14 protein-coding genes are annotated in these 16,585 nt (G+C 59.8%); 7 read left to right on the top strand and 7 right to left on the bottom strand.

Features of this window, described 5'->3' with window-relative positions; genetic code table 11:
- Positions 1–114 precede the first annotated feature (114 nt).
- The 7 genes from gcl (at position 115) to ACIGEK_RS11405 (ending at position 8,551) form a co-directional block, all read left to right on the top strand.
- A complete protein-coding gene (gene gcl / locus ACIGEK_RS11375) occupies positions 115–1,890 on the top strand; it encodes a glyoxylate carboligase (RefSeq protein ID WP_397493428.1) in 1,776 nt (591 codons plus the stop codon).
- A gap of 95 nt (positions 1,891–1,985) precedes the next feature.
- Positions 1,986–2,768, top strand: a complete 783-nt coding sequence (gene hyi / locus ACIGEK_RS11380; protein WP_397493429.1) for a hydroxypyruvate isomerase — start codon at positions 1,986–1,988, stop codon at positions 2,766–2,768.
- A gap of 17 nt (positions 2,769–2,785) precedes the next feature.
- Complete coding sequence (locus ACIGEK_RS11385; RefSeq protein ID WP_397493430.1) at positions 2,786–3,676, top strand: 2-hydroxy-3-oxopropionate reductase; 891 nt, start codon at positions 2,786–2,788, stop codon at positions 3,674–3,676.
- A gap of 189 nt (positions 3,677–3,865) precedes the next feature.
- Positions 3,866–5,152 carry a glycerate kinase gene (locus ACIGEK_RS11390; protein ID WP_397493431.1) on the top strand — a complete coding sequence of 429 codons (1,287 nt, stop codon included), beginning with the start codon at positions 3,866–3,868 and terminating at the stop codon, positions 5,150–5,152.
- Positions 5,149–6,564: a pyruvate kinase gene (gene pyk, locus ACIGEK_RS11395; RefSeq protein ID WP_397493432.1), complete on the top strand. Its 1,416-nt coding sequence runs from the start codon at positions 5,149–5,151 to the stop codon at positions 6,562–6,564. The genes ACIGEK_RS11390 and pyk overlap by 4 nt, the downstream gene beginning before the upstream one ends.
- A 140-nt stretch (positions 6,565–6,704) precedes the next feature.
- Positions 6,705–7,658, top strand: coding sequence for an urea transporter (locus ACIGEK_RS11400; RefSeq protein WP_397493433.1), 954 nt, complete (start codon positions 6,705–6,707; stop codon positions 7,656–7,658).
- A gap of 56 nt (positions 7,659–7,714) precedes the next feature.
- On the top strand, positions 7,715–8,551 hold the full coding sequence (locus tag ACIGEK_RS11405; protein ID WP_397493434.1) for an ion transporter: 837 nt from the start codon (positions 7,715–7,717) through the stop codon (positions 8,549–8,551).
- 62 nt (positions 8,552–8,613) lie between these two features.
- On the opposite strand, the gene argR is transcribed toward ACIGEK_RS11405, so the two are convergent.
- The 7 genes from argR to acs form a co-directional block, all read right to left on the bottom strand.
- Positions 8,614–9,594, bottom strand: coding sequence for a transcriptional regulator ArgR (gene argR / locus ACIGEK_RS11410; protein ID WP_397493435.1), 981 nt, complete (start codon positions 9,592–9,594; stop codon positions 8,614–8,616).
- A 67-nt stretch (positions 9,595–9,661) separates the two neighbouring features.
- Positions 9,662–10,426 (bottom strand): ABC transporter ATP-binding protein, encoded by a 765-nt coding sequence (locus tag ACIGEK_RS11415; RefSeq protein ID WP_397493436.1) that lies wholly within the window; start codon positions 10,424–10,426, stop codon positions 9,662–9,664.
- Between the two features lie 18 nt (positions 10,427–10,444).
- The gene (locus tag ACIGEK_RS11420; protein WP_397493437.1) at positions 10,445–11,557 is read right to left on the bottom strand and encodes a succinylglutamate desuccinylase/aspartoacylase family protein; all 1,113 of its coding nucleotides are present in this window, start codon (positions 11,555–11,557) and stop codon (positions 10,445–10,447) included.
- 10 nt (positions 11,558–11,567) lie between these two features.
- Complete coding sequence (locus tag ACIGEK_RS11425) at positions 11,568–12,266, bottom strand: ABC transporter permease (RefSeq protein ID WP_397493438.1); 699 nt, start codon at positions 12,264–12,266, stop codon at positions 11,568–11,570.
- A 15-nt stretch (positions 12,267–12,281) separates the two neighbouring features.
- The gene (locus ACIGEK_RS11430; RefSeq protein WP_339411096.1) at positions 12,282–12,971 is read right to left on the bottom strand and encodes an ABC transporter permease; all 690 of its coding nucleotides are present in this window, start codon (positions 12,969–12,971) and stop codon (positions 12,282–12,284) included.
- 119 nt (positions 12,972–13,090) lie between these two features.
- Entirely contained in the window at positions 13,091–13,870 is a 780-nt protein-coding gene (locus tag ACIGEK_RS11435; RefSeq protein WP_397493439.1) for an ABC transporter substrate-binding protein, read from the bottom strand.
- Between the two features lie 527 nt (positions 13,871–14,397).
- Positions 14,398–16,353, bottom strand: coding sequence for an acetate--CoA ligase (gene acs, locus ACIGEK_RS11440; protein WP_397493999.1), 1,956 nt, complete (start codon positions 16,351–16,353; stop codon positions 14,398–14,400).
- Positions 16,354–16,585 lie beyond the last annotated feature (232 nt).

Below are 16,585 nucleotides of genomic sequence, written 5' to 3' on the forward strand. Positions count from 1 at the left end.
TTTTTGCCAGATAGCGCCTCGACAACAAAACGGGTTGACCGGAAGGTCAGGCCATGAATAGAATCCAAGCCAGCTGCTTTGTATACAATCTGATAACAAACGAGGCACAAGACAATGGCCAAAATGAGAGCAATCGAGGCCGCCGTACTGGTGATGCGCCGCGAAGGCGTTGACACTGCGTTCGGCATCCCCGGCGCCGCCATCAACCCCCTGTACGCTGCACTGAAGAAAGTTGGCGGTATCGACCACGTCCTGGCGCGCCACGTCGAAGGTGCCTCGCACATGGCTGAGGGTTACACCCGCACCAATGCCGGCAATATCGGCGTGTGCATCGGCACTTCCGGCCCTGCTGGCACCGACATGGTCACCGGTCTGTACTCGGCATCGGCCGACTCCATCCCGATTCTGTGCATCACCGGCCAAGCGCCGCGTGCCCGCATGCACAAGGAAGACTTCCAGGCCGTCGACATCACCAGCATCGTCAAGCCGGTGACCAAGTGGGCGACCACGGTAATGGAGCCTGGCCAAGTGCCACGCGCCTTCCAGAAAGCCTTCTATGAAATGCGCAGCGGTCGCCCAGGCCCCGTACTGATCGACCTTCCGTTCGACGTGCAGATGGCCGAGATCGAATTCGACATCGACGCCTACGAACCACTGCCACTGGCCAAGCCGGCTGCCAATCGTGTGCAGGCTGAAAAAGCCCTGGCCATGCTGAATGACGCCGAGCGTCCGTTGCTGGTTGCTGGCGGCGGAATCTTCAACGCTGATGCGGCCGACAAACTGGTTGAGTTCGCCGAACTGACCGGCGTACCAGTTGTGCCAACCCTGATGGGCTGGGGCGCGATTCCGGATGACCACAAGCTGATGGTCGGCATGGTTGGTCTGCAGACGTCGCACCGCTATGGCAACGCCACCCTGTTGGAATCCGATCTGGTATTCGGTATCGGTAACCGCTGGGCCAACCGCCACACCGGCAGCATCGATGTGTACACCGAAGGCCGCAAGTTCATTCACGTCGACATCGAGCCGACGCAGATTGGCCGCGTGTTCAACCCGGACCTGGGCATCGTTTCCGACGCTGGCGCCGCTCTGGACGCCTTTATCGAAGTGGCCCGCGAGTGGAAATCCGCTGGCAAGCTGAAAGATCGCAGTGCCTGGGTTGAATCCTGCCGCGAGCGTAAGCGCACCCTGCAGCGCAAGACCCACTTCGACAACGTGCCGGTCAAGCCGCAGCGCGTGTACGAAGAGATGAACGAGTTCTTCGGCAAGGACACCTGCTACGTCAGCACTATCGGTCTGTCGCAGATCGCCGGCGCACAGTTCCTTCACGTGTACAAGCCGCGTCACTGGATCAACTGTGGCCAGGCCGGTCCGCTCGGGTGGACCGTTCCAGCCGCACTGGGTGTGGTCAAAGCTGACCCGACCCGTAACGTTGTGGCGCTGTCCGGTGACTATGACTTCCAGTTCATGATCGAAGAACTGGCCGTGGGTGCGCAGTTCAACCTGCCGTACATCCACGTGGTGGTGAACAACTCCTACCTGGGGCTGATCCGTCAGTCGCAGCGCGGTTTTGAGATGGACTACTGCGTGCAGTTGGCCTTCGAGAACATCAATGCGCCAGAACTCAATGGCTACGGTGTTGACCATGTGGCTGTGGTCGAAGGTCTGGGCTGCAAGGCAATCCGCGTACTTGACCCGAACGAAATCCAGGGCGCGCTGGCCAAGGCCAAGGCGCTGATGGAAGAGTTCCGTGTACCGGTGGTGGTGGAAATCATTCTGGAGCGCGTTACCAACATCTCCATGGGTGTGGAAATCAACGCCATCAACGAGTTCGAAGACCTCGCTGAGCGCGGTGCCGACGCCCCAACTGCGATCTCCATGCTGGACTGATGCAGCCGTAGGGTGGATGTCGCGAAGCACATCCACCAACTCCACGGTGGAAAACGCTGCGCGGTTTTCCACCCTACGCAACCGAGGAATGTTTTATGCCCCGTTTTGCCGCCAACCTGTCCATGTTGTTCACCGAAGTGGACTTTCTGGACCGTTTCGACGCCGCCGCAGCCGCCGGCTTTAGCGGTGTCGAATACCTGTTCCCTTATGACTTCGCCGCCGACGTAATCAAAGCGCGTCTAGATACCAACCGCCTGGAGCAGGTGCTGTTCAACCTACCTGCTGGCGATTGGGCCAAGGGCGAGCGTGGTATCGCCTGCCACCCCGACCGCGTTGAAGAATTCCGCGCTGGCGTGGATAAAGCCATCGCTTACGCCCAAGTCCTGGGTAACACGCAGATCAACTGCCTGGCCGGAATCCGCCCGCAAGGTTATGACTGTGCCACGGTTGAACAGACCTTCGTTGAGAACCTCAAGTTTGCTGCTGAAAAGCTGCAAGCCGCCGGCATCAAGCTGGTCATGGAAATGATCAACACCCGTGACATTCCCGGCTTCTACCTAAACACCACGAAGCAGGCGCTGGCGATTCGCGACAAGGTCGCCAGCAGCAACCTGTTCCTGCAATACGACATCTACCACATGCAAATCATGGAAGGTGACCTGGCGCGTACCGTCGAGGCCAACCTTGCAGTGATCAACCATGTGCAGCTAGCCGACAACCCGGGCCGCAACGAGCCGGGTACTGGCGAAATCAACTATCGCTTCCTCTTCGAGCACCTGGACCGCATTGGCTACCAGGGCTGGATCGGCTGTGAATACAAGCCAGCCACCACCACCGCTGCCGGCCTCGGCTGGATGAAAGCGCATAACGCAATCTGAATCAGAGGATATTTCTCATGGCAAAAATCGGATTTATCGGCACCGGCATCATGGGCAAGCCTATGGCGCAGAACCTGCAAAAAGCCGGGCACACCCTGTTCTTCTCCGAGCATTTCGACAAGGCGCCGGCTGACCTGCTGGGCAACAACGGCATCGGCCTGGCCAACCCGCGCGAAGTGGCGCAGGAAGCCGAGTTCATCATCATCATGGTGCCGGACACCCCCCAGGTTGAGGACGTTCTGTTCCGCGCCGACGGCGTTGCCGCAGGCGTAGGCGCTGGCAAAGTAGTGATCGACATGAGCTCGATCTCCCCGACCGCCACAAAAGCCTTCGCCGAAAAAATCAAAGCCACTGGCGCGGCTTACCTGGACGCCCCGGTATCCGGCGGTGAAGTCGGTGCCAAAGCGGCCACCCTGTCGATCATGGTCGGCGGTTGCCCGAATGCCTTCGAACGCGCGCTGCCGCTGTTCCAGGCCATGGGCAAGAACATCACCCGCGTTGGTGGTAACGGTGACGGCCAGACCGCCAAGGTCGCCAACCAGATCATCGTCGCCCTGAACATCCAGGCTGTTGCTGAAGCCCTGTTGTTCGCCGCAAAGAACGGTGCCGATCCAGCCAAGGTGCGTGAAGCACTGATGGGTGGTTTCGCCGGCTCGAAGATCCTCGAAGTGCATGGTGAGCGCATGATCAAAGGCACCTTCGACCCAGGCTTCCGTATCAGCCTGCACCAGAAAGACCTCAACCTGGCACTGGCCGGCGCGCGCGAACTGGGCCTCAACCTGCCCAACACCGCCAACGCCCAGCAAGTGTTCAGCACCTGTGCGGCCATCGGTGGCAGCAACTGGGACCACTCGGCGTTGATCAAAGGCCTGGAACATATGGCCAACTTCAACATCCGTGGTGAGTAAGTAACAGGTTTCAGGGCGGGGTCAGCCGCTCTGAAACAACCCTTTCGATCTGTCCGGCAGGCGGTGTCACGGCCTGCCTGCCGGGTGGGTCGATTCTAGTGCGCAGCGCCTTGCCCCAGGGTGCTGCGCACTAGAATCGAACGTGCTTCAGTAATAAAAGTGGCTCCGGCCCTATCAAGAGAGATCGCCATGTCCATCGATCCGTCTTTCAATCCAACGTCCCTGCTGCGCGAGCTGTTCGCCAGCGCCATCGACGCCGCCCACCCGCGCCAGGTGCTGGCTGATTACCTGCCGGAAGATCGCAGCGGCCGCGTGATTGTCATCGGCGCCGGTAAAGCCGCTGCGGCCATGGCCGAAGTGATCGAGCAGGAATGGCAAGGCGAGGTCTCCGGCCTGGTAGTTACCCGCTACGAGCACGGCGCCAACTGCCAAAAAATCGAAGTGGTCGAAGCCGCCCATCCAGTGCCGGACGATGCCGGTGAGCGTGTGGCGCGCCGCGTGCTGGAGCTGGTCAGCAATCTAAGCGAATACGACAAGGTGATCTTCCTGCTGTCCGGCGGCGGCTCGTCCCTGCTTGCCCTGCCCGCTAAAGGCATCAGCCTGCAAGACAAACAAGCGGTCAACAAAGCCCTGCTCAAATCCGGCGCTTCGATTGGCGAAATGAACTGCGTGCGCAAGCACCTTTCCGCAATCAAGGGCGGTCGCCTGGCCAAGGCTAGCTGGCCAGCCAGCGTCTACACCTACGCAATTTCCGATGTACCGGGCGATGAAGCCACGGTGATCGCTTCTGGCCCAACCGTGGCTGACCCGACCACCTCGGCTGAAGCGCTGGCGATCCTCGCCCGCTATAACATCGAAATCCCAGCCAACGTGCGCGCCTGGCTGCAAAACCCGGCATCGGAAACCGTCAAACCGGGCGATCCGTGCCTGGCCCGCAGCCACTTCCAGTTGATCGCCCGTCCGCAACAATCCCTCGACGCCGCTGCCGCTAAAGCGCGCGCAGCTGGCTTGCCAACACTGATCCTCGGTGACCTGGAAGGAGAGTCGCGAGAAGTCGCCAAGGTGCATGCTGGCATCGCCAAACAGGTGCGCCTGCATGGTCAGCCGATCAAAGCGCCCTGCGTGATTCTCTCCGGCGGTGAAACCACGGTGACCGTGCGCGGCAATGGCCGTGGCGGGCGCAATGCCGAATTCCTCTTGAGCCTGACCGACAGCCTCAAGGGCCTGCCCGGGGTGTATGCCCTGGCCGGTGATACCGACGGCATCGACGGCTCGGAAGACAACGCCGGAGCCATCATGACCCCCGACAGTTATGCACGCGCCCATGCACTGGGCCTGAGCAGCAGCGATGAGCTGGATGACAACAACGGCTACGGCTACTTCGCCGCCCTCGATCAACTGATCGTCACCGGGCCGACGCGTACCAACGTCAACGATTTTCGCGCCATTCTGATCCTTGAGAACCTTGCCCAATGAACGCCGACAAGAAAGTAAAAATCCTCGCCACCCTTGGCCCAGCGATCAAAACCATCGATGACATCCGCCAACTGGTCGAGAACGGAGTCAACCTGTTCCGCCTCAACTTCAGCCATGGCGAACACGCTGACCACGCCCAACGCTACGACTGGGTACGTGAAGTCGAAAAGCAGCTGAACACCCCGATTGGCATCCTCATGGACCTGCAAGGTCCGAAGCTGCGCGTCGGTCGTTTTGCCGAGGGCAAGGTCAACCTGCAACGCGGCCAGACCCTGCGCCTGGACCTGGACAGCACCCCAGGCGACGTCAATCGGGTCAACCTGCCGCACCCGGAAATCATCGAAGCGCTGCAACCGGGCATGAGCCTGCTGCTCGACGATGGCCGCCTGCGCCTGCAAGTCACCGCCAAACACAGCGACGCGGTGATTACTGAAGTGATTGCCGGTGGCGAGCTGTCCGACCGCAAGGGCGTCAACGTGCCAGAAGCCGTGCTGCAACTGAGCCCGCTGACCGAGAAGGATCGCCGCGACCTGAGCTTCGGCCTGGAGCTGGGCGTGGACTGGGTGGCGCTGTCGTTTGTGCAGCGCCCAGAAGACATTATCGAAGCCCGTCAGTTGATTGGTGATCGCGCCTTCCTGATGGCCAAGATCGAGAAGCCGTCAGCGGTCATTCACCTGGAAGAAATCGCCAAGTTGTGCGACGCGATCATGGTCGCCCGTGGTGATCTGGGCGTGGAAGTGCCTGCCGAGAACGTACCGCGCATCCAGAAAGACATCATCCGCACCTGCCGCCAGCTCGGTAAGCCGGTGGTGGTGGCCACGCAGATGCTCGAGTCCATGCGCTTCTCCCCTGCGCCGACCCGTGCTGAAGTCACCGACGTGGCCAACGCCGTGGCTGAAGGCGCCGATGCGGTGATGCTCTCGGCGGAAACCGCTTCCGGCGACTACCCGCAGGAAGCCGTGCAGATGATGAGCAAGATCATTCGTCAGGTGGAAACCGGCCCGGACTTCCAGGCCCAGCTCGACGTCAGCCGCCCGCAGGCAGAAGCCACCGCATCGGACGCAATCAGCTGCGCGATCCGTCGCATCAGCACCATCTTGCCAGTGGCGGTGCTGGTCAACTACACCGAGTCGGGCAACTCCAGCCTGCGGGCCTCGCGTGAGCGGCCGAAAGCGCCGATCTTGAGCCTAACCCCGAGCCTGAATACGGCACGCCGCTTGAGCGTGGCCTGGGGCGTCTACTCGGTAGTCAACGAACGCCTGAGCAAGGCCGAGGACGTGACCCGCACCGCACTGGAGACTGCCCGCTCGACAGGTTTGGCGTGCACCGGCGACACCGTGGTCATCACCGCAGGCGAACCGTTTGGCCAACCGGGCAGCACTAATAGCCTGCGTATCGAAATTCTCCACTGATCGAACTCTGCGGCAGGTCGCCAGCACCCGCCGCAGAACACTGCTCCCACGCTGGCTTTGCCAGTTTGAAGGCACTCACTGTTCCCGCGGTGAGTGCCTCTTTTTATTCCCCCGGTGATTGTTTATTCAGGTTCGTCTGTATGTCGCCATTACCGCTCCCCACCCACGCGTTGCAGGGCTTTCGCGCCCTACTAAACGGCTTTAGCCAGATTTTCCTGCAAGCCCGCCCCGGTTGCGGTTTGCTGGTGCTGTTGGCGATTGCCATCGGCGCGCCACAGCTGCTCGGCGGCGCCCTGCTCGGTTGTCTTAGTAGCACGCTGACGGCGCAGCGTCGTGGTTATGCCAAAGCCGATATCGAGCTTGGCCTGTATGGCTACAACGGCGTTCTGCTGGGCATGCTGATTAGCCTGCAATTCACCTGCTCTGCGTTGCTGCCACTGCTGATCATCGTCAGCGCCGGGTCTTCCAGCCTGCTGCTGGCCGCCTGGATGCAACGCATGCGTGAGCGCCAGTGGCTGCCGGCCTTTACCTTCCCCTTCGTTGCTTTGAGCTGGCTGCTGTTGTGGCTGGCACCCGCTCTGCAGCTTGAGTTTGCGCAGGCCGTGCCAAGTCAGGCGCAGCCGCTCGACTGGTGGGCAAGCCTGATCGCCATGGCTCGCGGGTTGGGCCAGGTGATTTTTCTCGATCAGCCATTGGCCGGCGTTTACCTACTAATCGGCCTGTTGCTGGCGGATCGCCGCGCTGCCTGCTGGGCGCTGCTCGGCTCCACCGGCGGCCTGGCTCTGGCGCTGTACCAAGGCTTACCGCAGCACAGCGCGCTGACCGGCCTGTATGGCTATAACGCCGCCCTGGCGGCCATCGCGCTCAGCCAGGTGCACCGCCGCCCCTGGTTACCGGCTCTCGGTATTGCCCTGGCGCTGGTGCTGCAACCCGGCTTCAGCGCACTGGGTCTGCCCGCGCTGACCATGCCGTTTATCCTCACCTGCTGGCTGATCAGCGCCACCCAGCGCCTGCTACGTAAAGCTGCGGCCGACTGCACACCGCTGCAGCCCAATAAAGCTAAAGACTTGCATCGCCACGACAAAACTCCCTAGGCTGCCAACCTGTTCGCGCGATCGGCGAACACCGTATACGGAGCAGCTAGAACACAATGGAAACCCCGCAAAACCTGCGTCAGCAGCTATACAACATCATCTTCCACACCGACACGCCAGCCGGGCAGCGTTTCGACCGCTATCTGCTAGTGACGATCATGGCCAGCCTGGTTGTGGTGATGCTCGACAGCATCGACAGCATTCACAGCCAACATGCAGGATTGATGGCGGGTATTGAATGGGGCTTTACCGCGCTGTTTGCCATTGAATACCTGGTACGCCTGTACTGCTCGCCGAAACCGCTGCGCTATGTATTCAGCTTCTTCGGCCTGATTGACCTGCTGGCGATTCTGCCGGGCATCCTCGCCCTGTTCTTCGCCGATGCGCAGTACCTGCTGATCATCCGGGTGATCCGCATGTTGCGGGTATTTCGTGTACTTAAACTGAGTCCCTATCTGCGCCAGGCGAATTTCCTGCTAACGGCGCTACGCGGCAGTAAGCAGAAGATAATCGTGTTCTTCGCCTGCATCGCCACCATGGTTACCGTATTTGGCACCCTGATGTACGTGATCGAAGGCCCTGCGCATGGTTTTACCAGCATTCCCAAGGGCATCTACTGGGCGGTGGTTACCCTGACCACGGTGGGTTTCGGCGATATCGTGCCGAAAACCCCACTGGGCCAGGCGCTGTCGACCCTGGTGATGATCACCGGCTACTCGATCATCGCCGTGCCCACCGGCATCTTCACCGCCGAACTGGCCAACGCCATGCGCGGCGGAGACCGGCTGAACCATGATTGCCCAAGCTGCGCAAAAGACACCCATGAGCATGGTGCGGCCTTCTGCACCCGCTGCGGCAACCCACTGTTTCCAAGGCAAGCCGACAAGGACTGAGCAAGCTTCCAGCCACAAAAAACCGCAGCAAGCTGCGGTTTTTTGTGCGCTGAGGGTTAGCTTCAACCACGTTCGATGGGTGTCGACGTCAACTCAAATGGGCTGTTGCTGCGCCGCTGGTTGCGATCTTCGCGCGGGGTGGCACCGAAGAAGTTGCGGTAGGCGCTGGAAAAATGCGGGCCGGAGGAAAAGCCGCAAGACAGGCCGATTTGGATGATCGACTTGCTGGTTTGCATCAGCAACTGGCGCGCCTTGTTCAGGCGCAGTTCCAGGTAGTACTGGCTGGGCACGCGATTGAGGTACTGCTTGAAGATGCGCTCCAGCTGACGCCGCGATACGCAGACGTGCTGGGCGATTTCGTCGGTAGTCAGCGGCTCTTCGATATTCGCTTCCATCAGCAGCACAGCCTGAGTGAGCTTGGGGTGGCTGGAGCCCAGGCGGTTCTGCAACGGGATACGCTGACGCTCGCCGCCTTCGCGGATACGTTCGACCACCAACTCTTCGCTCACGGCGCCGGCCAATTCGGCACCGTGGTCACGGGCGAGCAAGGCCAGTAATAGGTCGAGTACCGCCATGCCACCGCAGGCGCTTAGACGATCACGGTCCCAGTCAAACAGGTGGCTGGTGGCAATCACCTTGGGGAAGCGTTCAGTGAAATCATCCTGCCAGCGCCAGTGCACAGACGCGCGGTAGCCATCGAGTAGGCCCAGCTGCGCCAGCGGATAGACCCCGGCAGCAATCGCGCCGATCACGCAGCCGCCGCGCACCAGCTGCTTGAGTGCACCGGAGAGCGCGGCCGGCATCGGCCCAGGCGGCTCATCAGCTAGCAGGAAGAGCTTCTGACAGCCCTCCAGCTTGCCCACCCAGGATTCCCCCGGCAGCCGCCATGCACCTTCAATCGGCGCCTCGGCCTGCAGGAACACCAGCTCATAGACCACCTCGGGATGGACGCGCTGAGCAACGCGCAGCGCTTCTTCTGCCAAGGCCAGGGTCAGGGGCTTGGTGGTGGGCCAAAGCAGGAAGCCAATTCGGTGGGCATTCATGAGGGGCAGTTTAGGCTCTGTTGGCGATTATGGGCATAGCTCGGATACGTGCAGATGTTGCCGCTGGTTATTTAAGACTGCCAGAGAGGAACTGCTGCAAACGTTCGGATTGCGGATTTGCCAACACTTCTTTCGGGCAGCCACGCTCTTCCACGATGCCTTTGTGGAGGAACACCAACTGGTTGGAGACTTCACGGGCAAAGCCCATTTCATGGGTTACCACGACCATGGTACGGCCTTCCTGCGCCAGGTCCTGCATAACTTTCAACACTTCGCCGACCAGTTCCGGGTCAAGCGCCGAGGTCGGTTCATCGAACAGCATCACCTCAGGCTCCATGGCCAGGGCACGGGCAATCGCCACACGCTGCTGTTCACCACCGGACATATGTGCGGGGTAGGCATCCTTACGATGGGCCACGCCGACCTTGTTCAGGTAATGCTCGGCCTTTTCAAGGGCGTCCTTCTTGCTCATGCCAAGCACATGCACCGGGGCTTCCATGACGTTTTCCAGGGCGCTCATGTGCGACCACAGATTGAAGTGCTGAAACACCATCGACAGGCGCGAACGCATGCGCTGCAGCTGCTTGGGATCAGCGGCTTTCAGGCCACCGTCCTTGTTGGCCACCAGTTTCAGCTCTTCGTTGTTGAGCAGAATCTTGCCGCCATGAGGCTGTTCCAGCAGGTTGATGCAACGCAGGAAGGTACTCTTGCCCGAGCCGCTGGAGCCGATGATGCTGATCACATCACCGGCCTTGGCCGCCAGTGACACGCCCTTCAATACTTCGTGGCTGCCGTAGCGCTTGTGCAGATCCTGAACTTCAAGTTTGTACATGGTTTCCACTCTCTTGAATCAGTCGCTGAGCAAGCGACCCTGGCGAATAGGGGTACGACCGGCCACTTTAGCCAGCCACAAACCGGGCTGAGCAAAGCGCAACCGCTCGCGCGCATAGATCACACCATCTGTTACGGCACAGACAGTTGTGTGGCGATCATCCAGAGGATCGATCACTTCAAACAATGGATCACCGGCCAAGACCCGCGCACCCACTGGCTGCAGAAAGCTCACTACACCTGCATGCGGGGCGTAGGCGTATTGCGCGCCGTTAAACGGCGTGGCGTCGCAGCTTTCAGTGGGTGCGGCCGGCCAGTCACCGGCAATCAGGCCCTGCTCGGCCAGGAACGCCAGGATATTTTCGGCACTGGCTTCGGCCTCAGGTTTGCCGGTATCGGCCATGCCGCCCAACTCGACGGTCACCGCCAGGCAAGCCAATGGCACAGCGGCCTGAGGAAACTGCCGAGCCAGGTGTACCCAGGGTAAGGCGCAAGCTTCATCGAAGGAGCTGCCGCCGGAATCCTCAACAGTCAGCGCCGCACCGGCCTGCAACCGTGCGGCCAGCGAACGTAATTGCGGCCACTGCTGCGGCAGCAGGTAGAGGTGCACCGCCGCATCAAAATCACAATGCAGATCGAGTACTACATCGGCATCGCATGCATGCTTGAGCAGCAGACGCTGCATGCCTTGCAGCTCCGAGCCGGCTGGCGGCAAAGCTTCCAGCGCTGCCTGCATGGCGGTGCGAATCAGCCGCACATTGCTCGGGCCGTCACTGCCCAGACAGTCTTCCAGCGCTGGCGCGATGGCAGCGGCCAGGTCAAAGAAATCGCGATTGAAATTCTTTCCGCTGCCCAGTTCAAAGCGGCCCTGATGGGTCGCCTGAAACATCTGCCCCAGGCCAATCGGATTGGCTACCGGCACCAGTTCGATCACCCCGGTCAGCCGCCCCTGGGCTTCCAACTGACGTAAACGGCGCTTGAGTTCCACCGCCACGCGCATGCCCGGCAACTCATCGCCGTGCAGAGAGGCCTGAATATAGGCCTTACACGGCCCTTGGCCGAAACGGAATACGCTCAAACGGCGCTCCGTGCCGGGACAGCCCCAAGGCAGTGGGTGGTCGATACGCTGCATGGACTTTTCCTCAGGCCTTGCGCGGTGCCAGGTAGGCCAGCCAGCGGCGCTCGGCCAACTTGAACAAGCGTACGAGGATAAAGGTCAGGCACAGGTAGAACAGGCCGGCAGTGATAAAGGCCTCGAATGGCAGGTAATACTGCGAGCTAACGGTACGTGCCGCGCCGGTGATATCGATCAAGGTAACGATCGAGGCAAGCGAGGTGGTGTGCAGCATCATGATCACTTCGTTGCTGTACTGCGGCAGTGCGCGGCGCAGGGCCGACGGCAGCAGGATGCGGCGATACAGCTTGAAACGCGACATACCCATGGCCTTGGCTGCCTCGATCTCGCCATGCGGCGTGGCCTTAAGGCTGCCGGCGAGAATCTCCGCGCTGTAGGCGCTGGTGTTGATGGCAAACGCCAGGCAGGCGCAGAAGGTGGCGCTGGAGAAATACGGCCAGAGAAAACTCTCACGCACGGCCTCGAACTGGGCCAAGCCGTAATAGATAAGAAACAGCTGGACCAGCATCGGTGTGCCGCGAATCACGTAGGTGTAGAGCCAGGCCGGGAAGTTGACTAGCGGCGACTTGGAGACGCGCATCAAGCCCAGAGGAATGGCCAGAGCCAGCCCGCATGCCAGGGAAATCAGCAGAATTTTCAGGGTGACCAGCACACCGCCAAAGTACAGCGGCAGGTTTTCCAGGATTACGTTGTAGTCAAAAATCATCGCTGCGCTCCCCGCTTACAGATCAGCGGCTTTGATGCCGACCGAGTAACGTTTTTCCAGGTAGCGCAAAGCCAGCAGCGACACGCTGGTCAACACCAGATACAAGGCCGCAACGGCCAGGTAGAAGGTAAATGGCTCGCGGGTGGCATCGGCGGCACTTTTCGCCTTGAACATCATGTCCTGCAGACCGACCACGGAAATCAGCGCGGTGGCCTTGGTCAACACCAGCCAGTTGTTGGTGAAACCGGGGATGGCGAAGCGAATCATTTGCGGCACCAGGATGCGGAAGAACACCTGCATGCCACTCATGCCATAAGCCGCGCCCGCTTCGGCCTGACCTTTGGGAATGGCCATGAAGGCACCGCGAAAGGTCTCCGACAGGTAAGCACCAAAGATAAAGCCCATGGTGAACACGCCGGCGATAAACGGGTTGATATCGATGTAGTCGTCGTAGCCGAGCATCGGCGCCAGACGGTTCACCATGTCCTGACCGCCGTAGAAAATCAGCAGGATCAGCACCAGATCGGGAATACCGCGGATGACCGTGGCGTAGGTTTCACCCAGCAGCGCCAGCCACTTAATTGGTGACAGGCGAAACGCCGCCCCCAGCAAACCCAACACGATAGCCACTGCCATCGACGTCAGCGCCAGAATCAGGGTGAGCCAGGCACCCTCCAGAATGGTCGAGCCGTAGCCGTTGAGCATGCTCTGCTTACCTCATGCAAACGCCGGACGGCGCCTGGAAGTACAACGAAAAAGTGGCGCAAGCTTCAAGTTATAGTCAGCTTGCGCCACTTTCAGTGAAAGCGACGGAGCGAACTCAATCAGTCGCCGTAGACGTTGAAGTCAAAGTACTTGTCTTGCAGTTCCTTGTACTTGCCGTTGGCGCGAATGGCATCAATGGCGTTGCTGATCTTGTCCGCCAGTTCCTTGTCGCCCTTACGCACCGCGATACCAGCGCCATGGCCGTAGTACTTCTCTTGGGTGAAGTCCGGGCCGACCAGGGCGAAGCCTTTGCCGGCGTCAGTCTTGATAAAGCCTTCGTCGATATTGACCACGTCGGCCAAGGTCGCGTCTATACGGCCGGAAGCCAGATCGAGGAAAGCTTCGTTCTGCGAGCTGTAACGCACGATTTCAACGCCTGCTGGCTCGAACTCATCGGTGGCATGACGATCGTAGATCGACGAGCGCTGCACACCGACTTTCTTGCCCTTGAGGTCGACCAGCGGATCGTTGATCACGGTGCCGGCCTTCATCGCCAACTTGCCGGGAGTGTGGTAATACTTCTTGGTGAAATCGACCGACTTCAAGCGGTCTTCGGTGATGCTCATCGACGACAGTACGGCGTCGAACTTGCGTACTTTCAGGGCGGGGATCAGGCCGTCGAATTCCTGCTCGATCCATTTGCATTCCACTTTCATCTCTTCGCACAGAGCGACGCCGATGTCGTAGTCGAAACCGCTGATGGCACCTTCAGGGGTTTTGAAGGCGAACGGCGGGTAAGCCGCTTCGATACCGATACGCAGAGGCTTGGCCTCTTCAGCCATGGCCAGCGGCGACAGCATGGACAGCGCCAGTGCGCCGAGAAGTGCAATCTTCTTCATTTTGTGACTCCTTCGAATGGGAATGGCATCGGTTGGCAGAGATTGTTCGGGTATGCATCCAGCCTTGCATGAATTGTAGTGAGTCGCCGCCAAGCTGCGCGCTGCGCATAAGCCGGACGGTCCCAGCCGGGTGAGCGGCATTCTAGCGACAGCTCGAAAGTCGATATTTCTTCAATGCGACAAGTAATTACAAAAGACCCGGACGGGTATAGCGAGGATATTGACAGCCCCTGATATTTATGAAGAGGCAAAAAAGACAGTTAACCATTAGCTAAAGCAATTAACGCGCCAATTTTTAAAAGAGCCTTTGTTTTCGGGGCCTGATGGCAGTTTTTATTTTTACAGCCGGATTAAACAATGCGCCATCCTGGCGCAAAACGTTCCCACACACCCCATAAAAGTGCGTGCTGTTACATCCAAGTGACAACTAAATACCCAGATGAAAATCGATAACACCACACAAAACACAACGCCCTGCCCGGCTTGTGGCCGAAACAGGGCGTTGCTTACAAGCGACTCAACCGAAGTCAGGCAGCCTGCATCTCGCGGTGGGTGTCGATAAGGTGCTGCACCACGCCAGGATCGGCCAACGTGGAGATGTCGCCGAGTGCATCGTATTCGGCGGTAGCGATCTTGCGCAGGATACGACGCATGATCTTGCCCGAGCGGGTTTTCGGCAGGCCTGGGGCCCACTGAATCACGTCCGGTGAGGCAATCGGGCCGATTTCCTTGCGCACCCAGTTTTTCAACTCCTGACGCAATTGCTCGGACGGCTGCTCGCCGCCATTCAGGGTGACGTAGACATAGATGCCCTGTCCCTTGATGTCGTGCGGCACGCCAACCACAGCGGCTTCGGCGACTTTCGGGTGAGCAACCATGGCGCTTTCGATTTCAGCGGTGCCCATGCGGTGGCCAGAGACGTTGAGCACGTCGTCTACGCGGCCGGTAATCCAGTAGTAACCGTCCTCGTCACGGCGCGCACCGTCACCGGTGAAGTACATGCCTTTGAAGGTCTTGAAGTAGGTGTCAACGAAACGGTCGTGATCGCCGTACAGCGTCCGCGCCTGACCCGGCCAGGAATCGATGATCACCAGGTTACCTTCAGCGGCACCCTCGACGAGGTTGCCTAGGTTATCCACCAGCGCCGGCTGCACGCCGAAGAACGGACGGGTCGCCGAGCCTGGCTTGAGCGCGGTAGCGCCCGGCAGCGGGCTGATCAGAATGCCGCCAGTTTCAGTCTGCCACCAGGTATCGACAATTGGGCAACGCTCTTTGCCGACGGTCTTGTAGTACCAGTTCCAGGCTTCCGGGTTGATCGGCTCACCAACCGAGCCGAGCAGGCGCAGGCTGGAACCATCGGCACCGGCAACCGCCGCATCGCCCTGAGCCATCATCGCGCGGATCGCCGTCGGTGCGGTGTAGAGGATATTGACCTTGTGCTTGTCGATGATCTTCGACACACGGGTGATGTCCGGGTAGTTCGGAATGCCTTCAAACAGCAGCGTGGTCGCACCATTGGCCAGCGGACCATAAACGATATAGCTGTGACCGGTGACCCAGCCGACGTCAGCGGTGCACCAGTAGATATCGCCCGGCTTGTAGTCGAACACCCGCTCGTGAGTCAGCGCTGCGTAAAGCAGGTAACCGCCAGTGGTGTGCTGCACGCCTTTCGGCTTACCGGTGGAGCCTGAGGTATAGAGGATAAACAGTGCTTCTTCGGCGCACATTTCCTTCGGCGCACAATGGCTGGACGCCACGGCCATCAGGTCTTCGTACCAGATGTCGCGATGCTGGTTCCACTTGATCGAGCCGCCCGTGCGCTTGCACACGATAACTTTCTGGATGCTGCTGGTTTCCGGATTGGTCAGGGCGTCGTCGACGTTGGCTTTCAGCGGGGTTTTCTTGCCACCGCGCAGGCCTTCATCGGCTGTGATCACCACCTTGGATTGGCAATCGATAATGCGCCCAGCCAGGGCTTCGGGGGAGAAGCCGCCGAATACCACCGAGTGGATCGCGCCGATACGGGTACAGGCCAGCATCGCTACCACCGCCTGCGGAATCATCGGCATATAGATGGTCACCACGTCGCCACGGTGCACGTCCTGGCCACGCAAGGCGTTGGCGAACTTGCAGACTTGTTCGTGCAGCTGGCGGTAGGTAATTTCCTCGTGCTCGGACGGGTCATCGCCTTCCCAGATGATTGCCACCTGATCGCCACGTTCGGCGAGGTGACGGTCCAGGCAGTTGTAGGAAACGTTGAGGGTGCCGTCGGCAAACCACTTGATATCGACGTGGTGATCGTCGAAGGAGGTCTGCTTGACCTTGGTGAACGGCTTGATCCAGTCCAGGCGCTGAGCCTGCTCACGCCAGAAACCGTCAGGGTTGATCACCGACTGCTGGTACATGGCTTTATAGGTGGCCTCATCAGTCAGCGACTGGGCCGCCACCTCAGGGCGCACGGGATACAAGGACGCAGCACTCATCAGAAACACCTCGGTGGGTAGTTGTTGTTCTATGCGCCATTTTGTATCCACAACCCCACCTTTGAGCCATTCGACCATGGTCTTAACGCTCTGCGACCATGGTTGCAGACGTTTTTCCAGGGCGAAAATTGCCGGGCGCAATTTTTAACGTCGCACCGCGATTAGCACTGGTGGTGACCAGAAAAGGGCGCGATAAAAAATCGCCAGGACCGGTAATTCCGCCGAAAAGCGA

Origin of the sequence: Pseudomonas sp. NPDC079086 (assembly GCF_044542155.1) — a bacterium.
Taxonomy (GTDB): domain Bacteria; phylum Pseudomonadota; class Gammaproteobacteria; order Pseudomonadales; family Pseudomonadaceae; genus Aquipseudomonas.

Coding starts and splice junctions, on each gene's coding strand:
- ACIGEK_RS11425 (WP_397493438.1), bottom strand. CDS start 12,266: ATGATTTTTGACTACAACGTAATCCTGGAAAACCTGCCGCTGTACTTT.
- ACIGEK_RS11435 (WP_397493439.1), bottom strand. CDS start 13,870: ATGAAGAAGATTGCACTTCTCGGCGCACTGGCGCTGTCCATGCTGTCG.
- ACIGEK_RS11430 (WP_339411096.1), bottom strand. CDS start 12,971: ATGCTCAACGGCTACGGCTCGACCATTCTGGAGGGTGCCTGGCTCACC.
- ACIGEK_RS11415 (WP_397493436.1), bottom strand. CDS start 10,426: ATGTACAAACTTGAAGTTCAGGATCTGCACAAGCGCTACGGCAGCCAC.
- ACIGEK_RS11420 (WP_397493437.1), bottom strand. CDS start 11,557: ATGCAGCGTATCGACCACCCACTGCCTTGGGGCTGTCCCGGCACGGAG.
- ACIGEK_RS11405 (WP_397493434.1), top strand. CDS start 7,715: ATGGAAACCCCGCAAAACCTGCGTCAGCAGCTATACAACATCATCTTC.
- ACIGEK_RS11385 (WP_397493430.1), top strand. CDS start 2,786: ATGGCAAAAATCGGATTTATCGGCACCGGCATCATGGGCAAGCCTATG.
- gcl (WP_397493428.1), top strand. CDS start 115: ATGGCCAAAATGAGAGCAATCGAGGCCGCCGTACTGGTGATGCGCCGC.
- argR (WP_397493435.1), bottom strand. CDS start 9,594: ATGAATGCCCACCGAATTGGCTTCCTGCTTTGGCCCACCACCAAGCCC.
- acs (WP_397493999.1), bottom strand. CDS start 16,353: ATGAGTGCTGCGTCCTTGTATCCCGTGCGCCCTGAGGTGGCGGCCCAG.
- ACIGEK_RS11390 (WP_397493431.1), top strand. CDS start 3,866: ATGTCCATCGATCCGTCTTTCAATCCAACGTCCCTGCTGCGCGAGCTG.
- ACIGEK_RS11400 (WP_397493433.1), top strand. CDS start 6,705: ATGTCGCCATTACCGCTCCCCACCCACGCGTTGCAGGGCTTTCGCGCC.
- hyi (WP_397493429.1), top strand. CDS start 1,986: ATGCCCCGTTTTGCCGCCAACCTGTCCATGTTGTTCACCGAAGTGGAC.
- pyk (WP_397493432.1), top strand. CDS start 5,149: ATGAACGCCGACAAGAAAGTAAAAATCCTCGCCACCCTTGGCCCAGCG.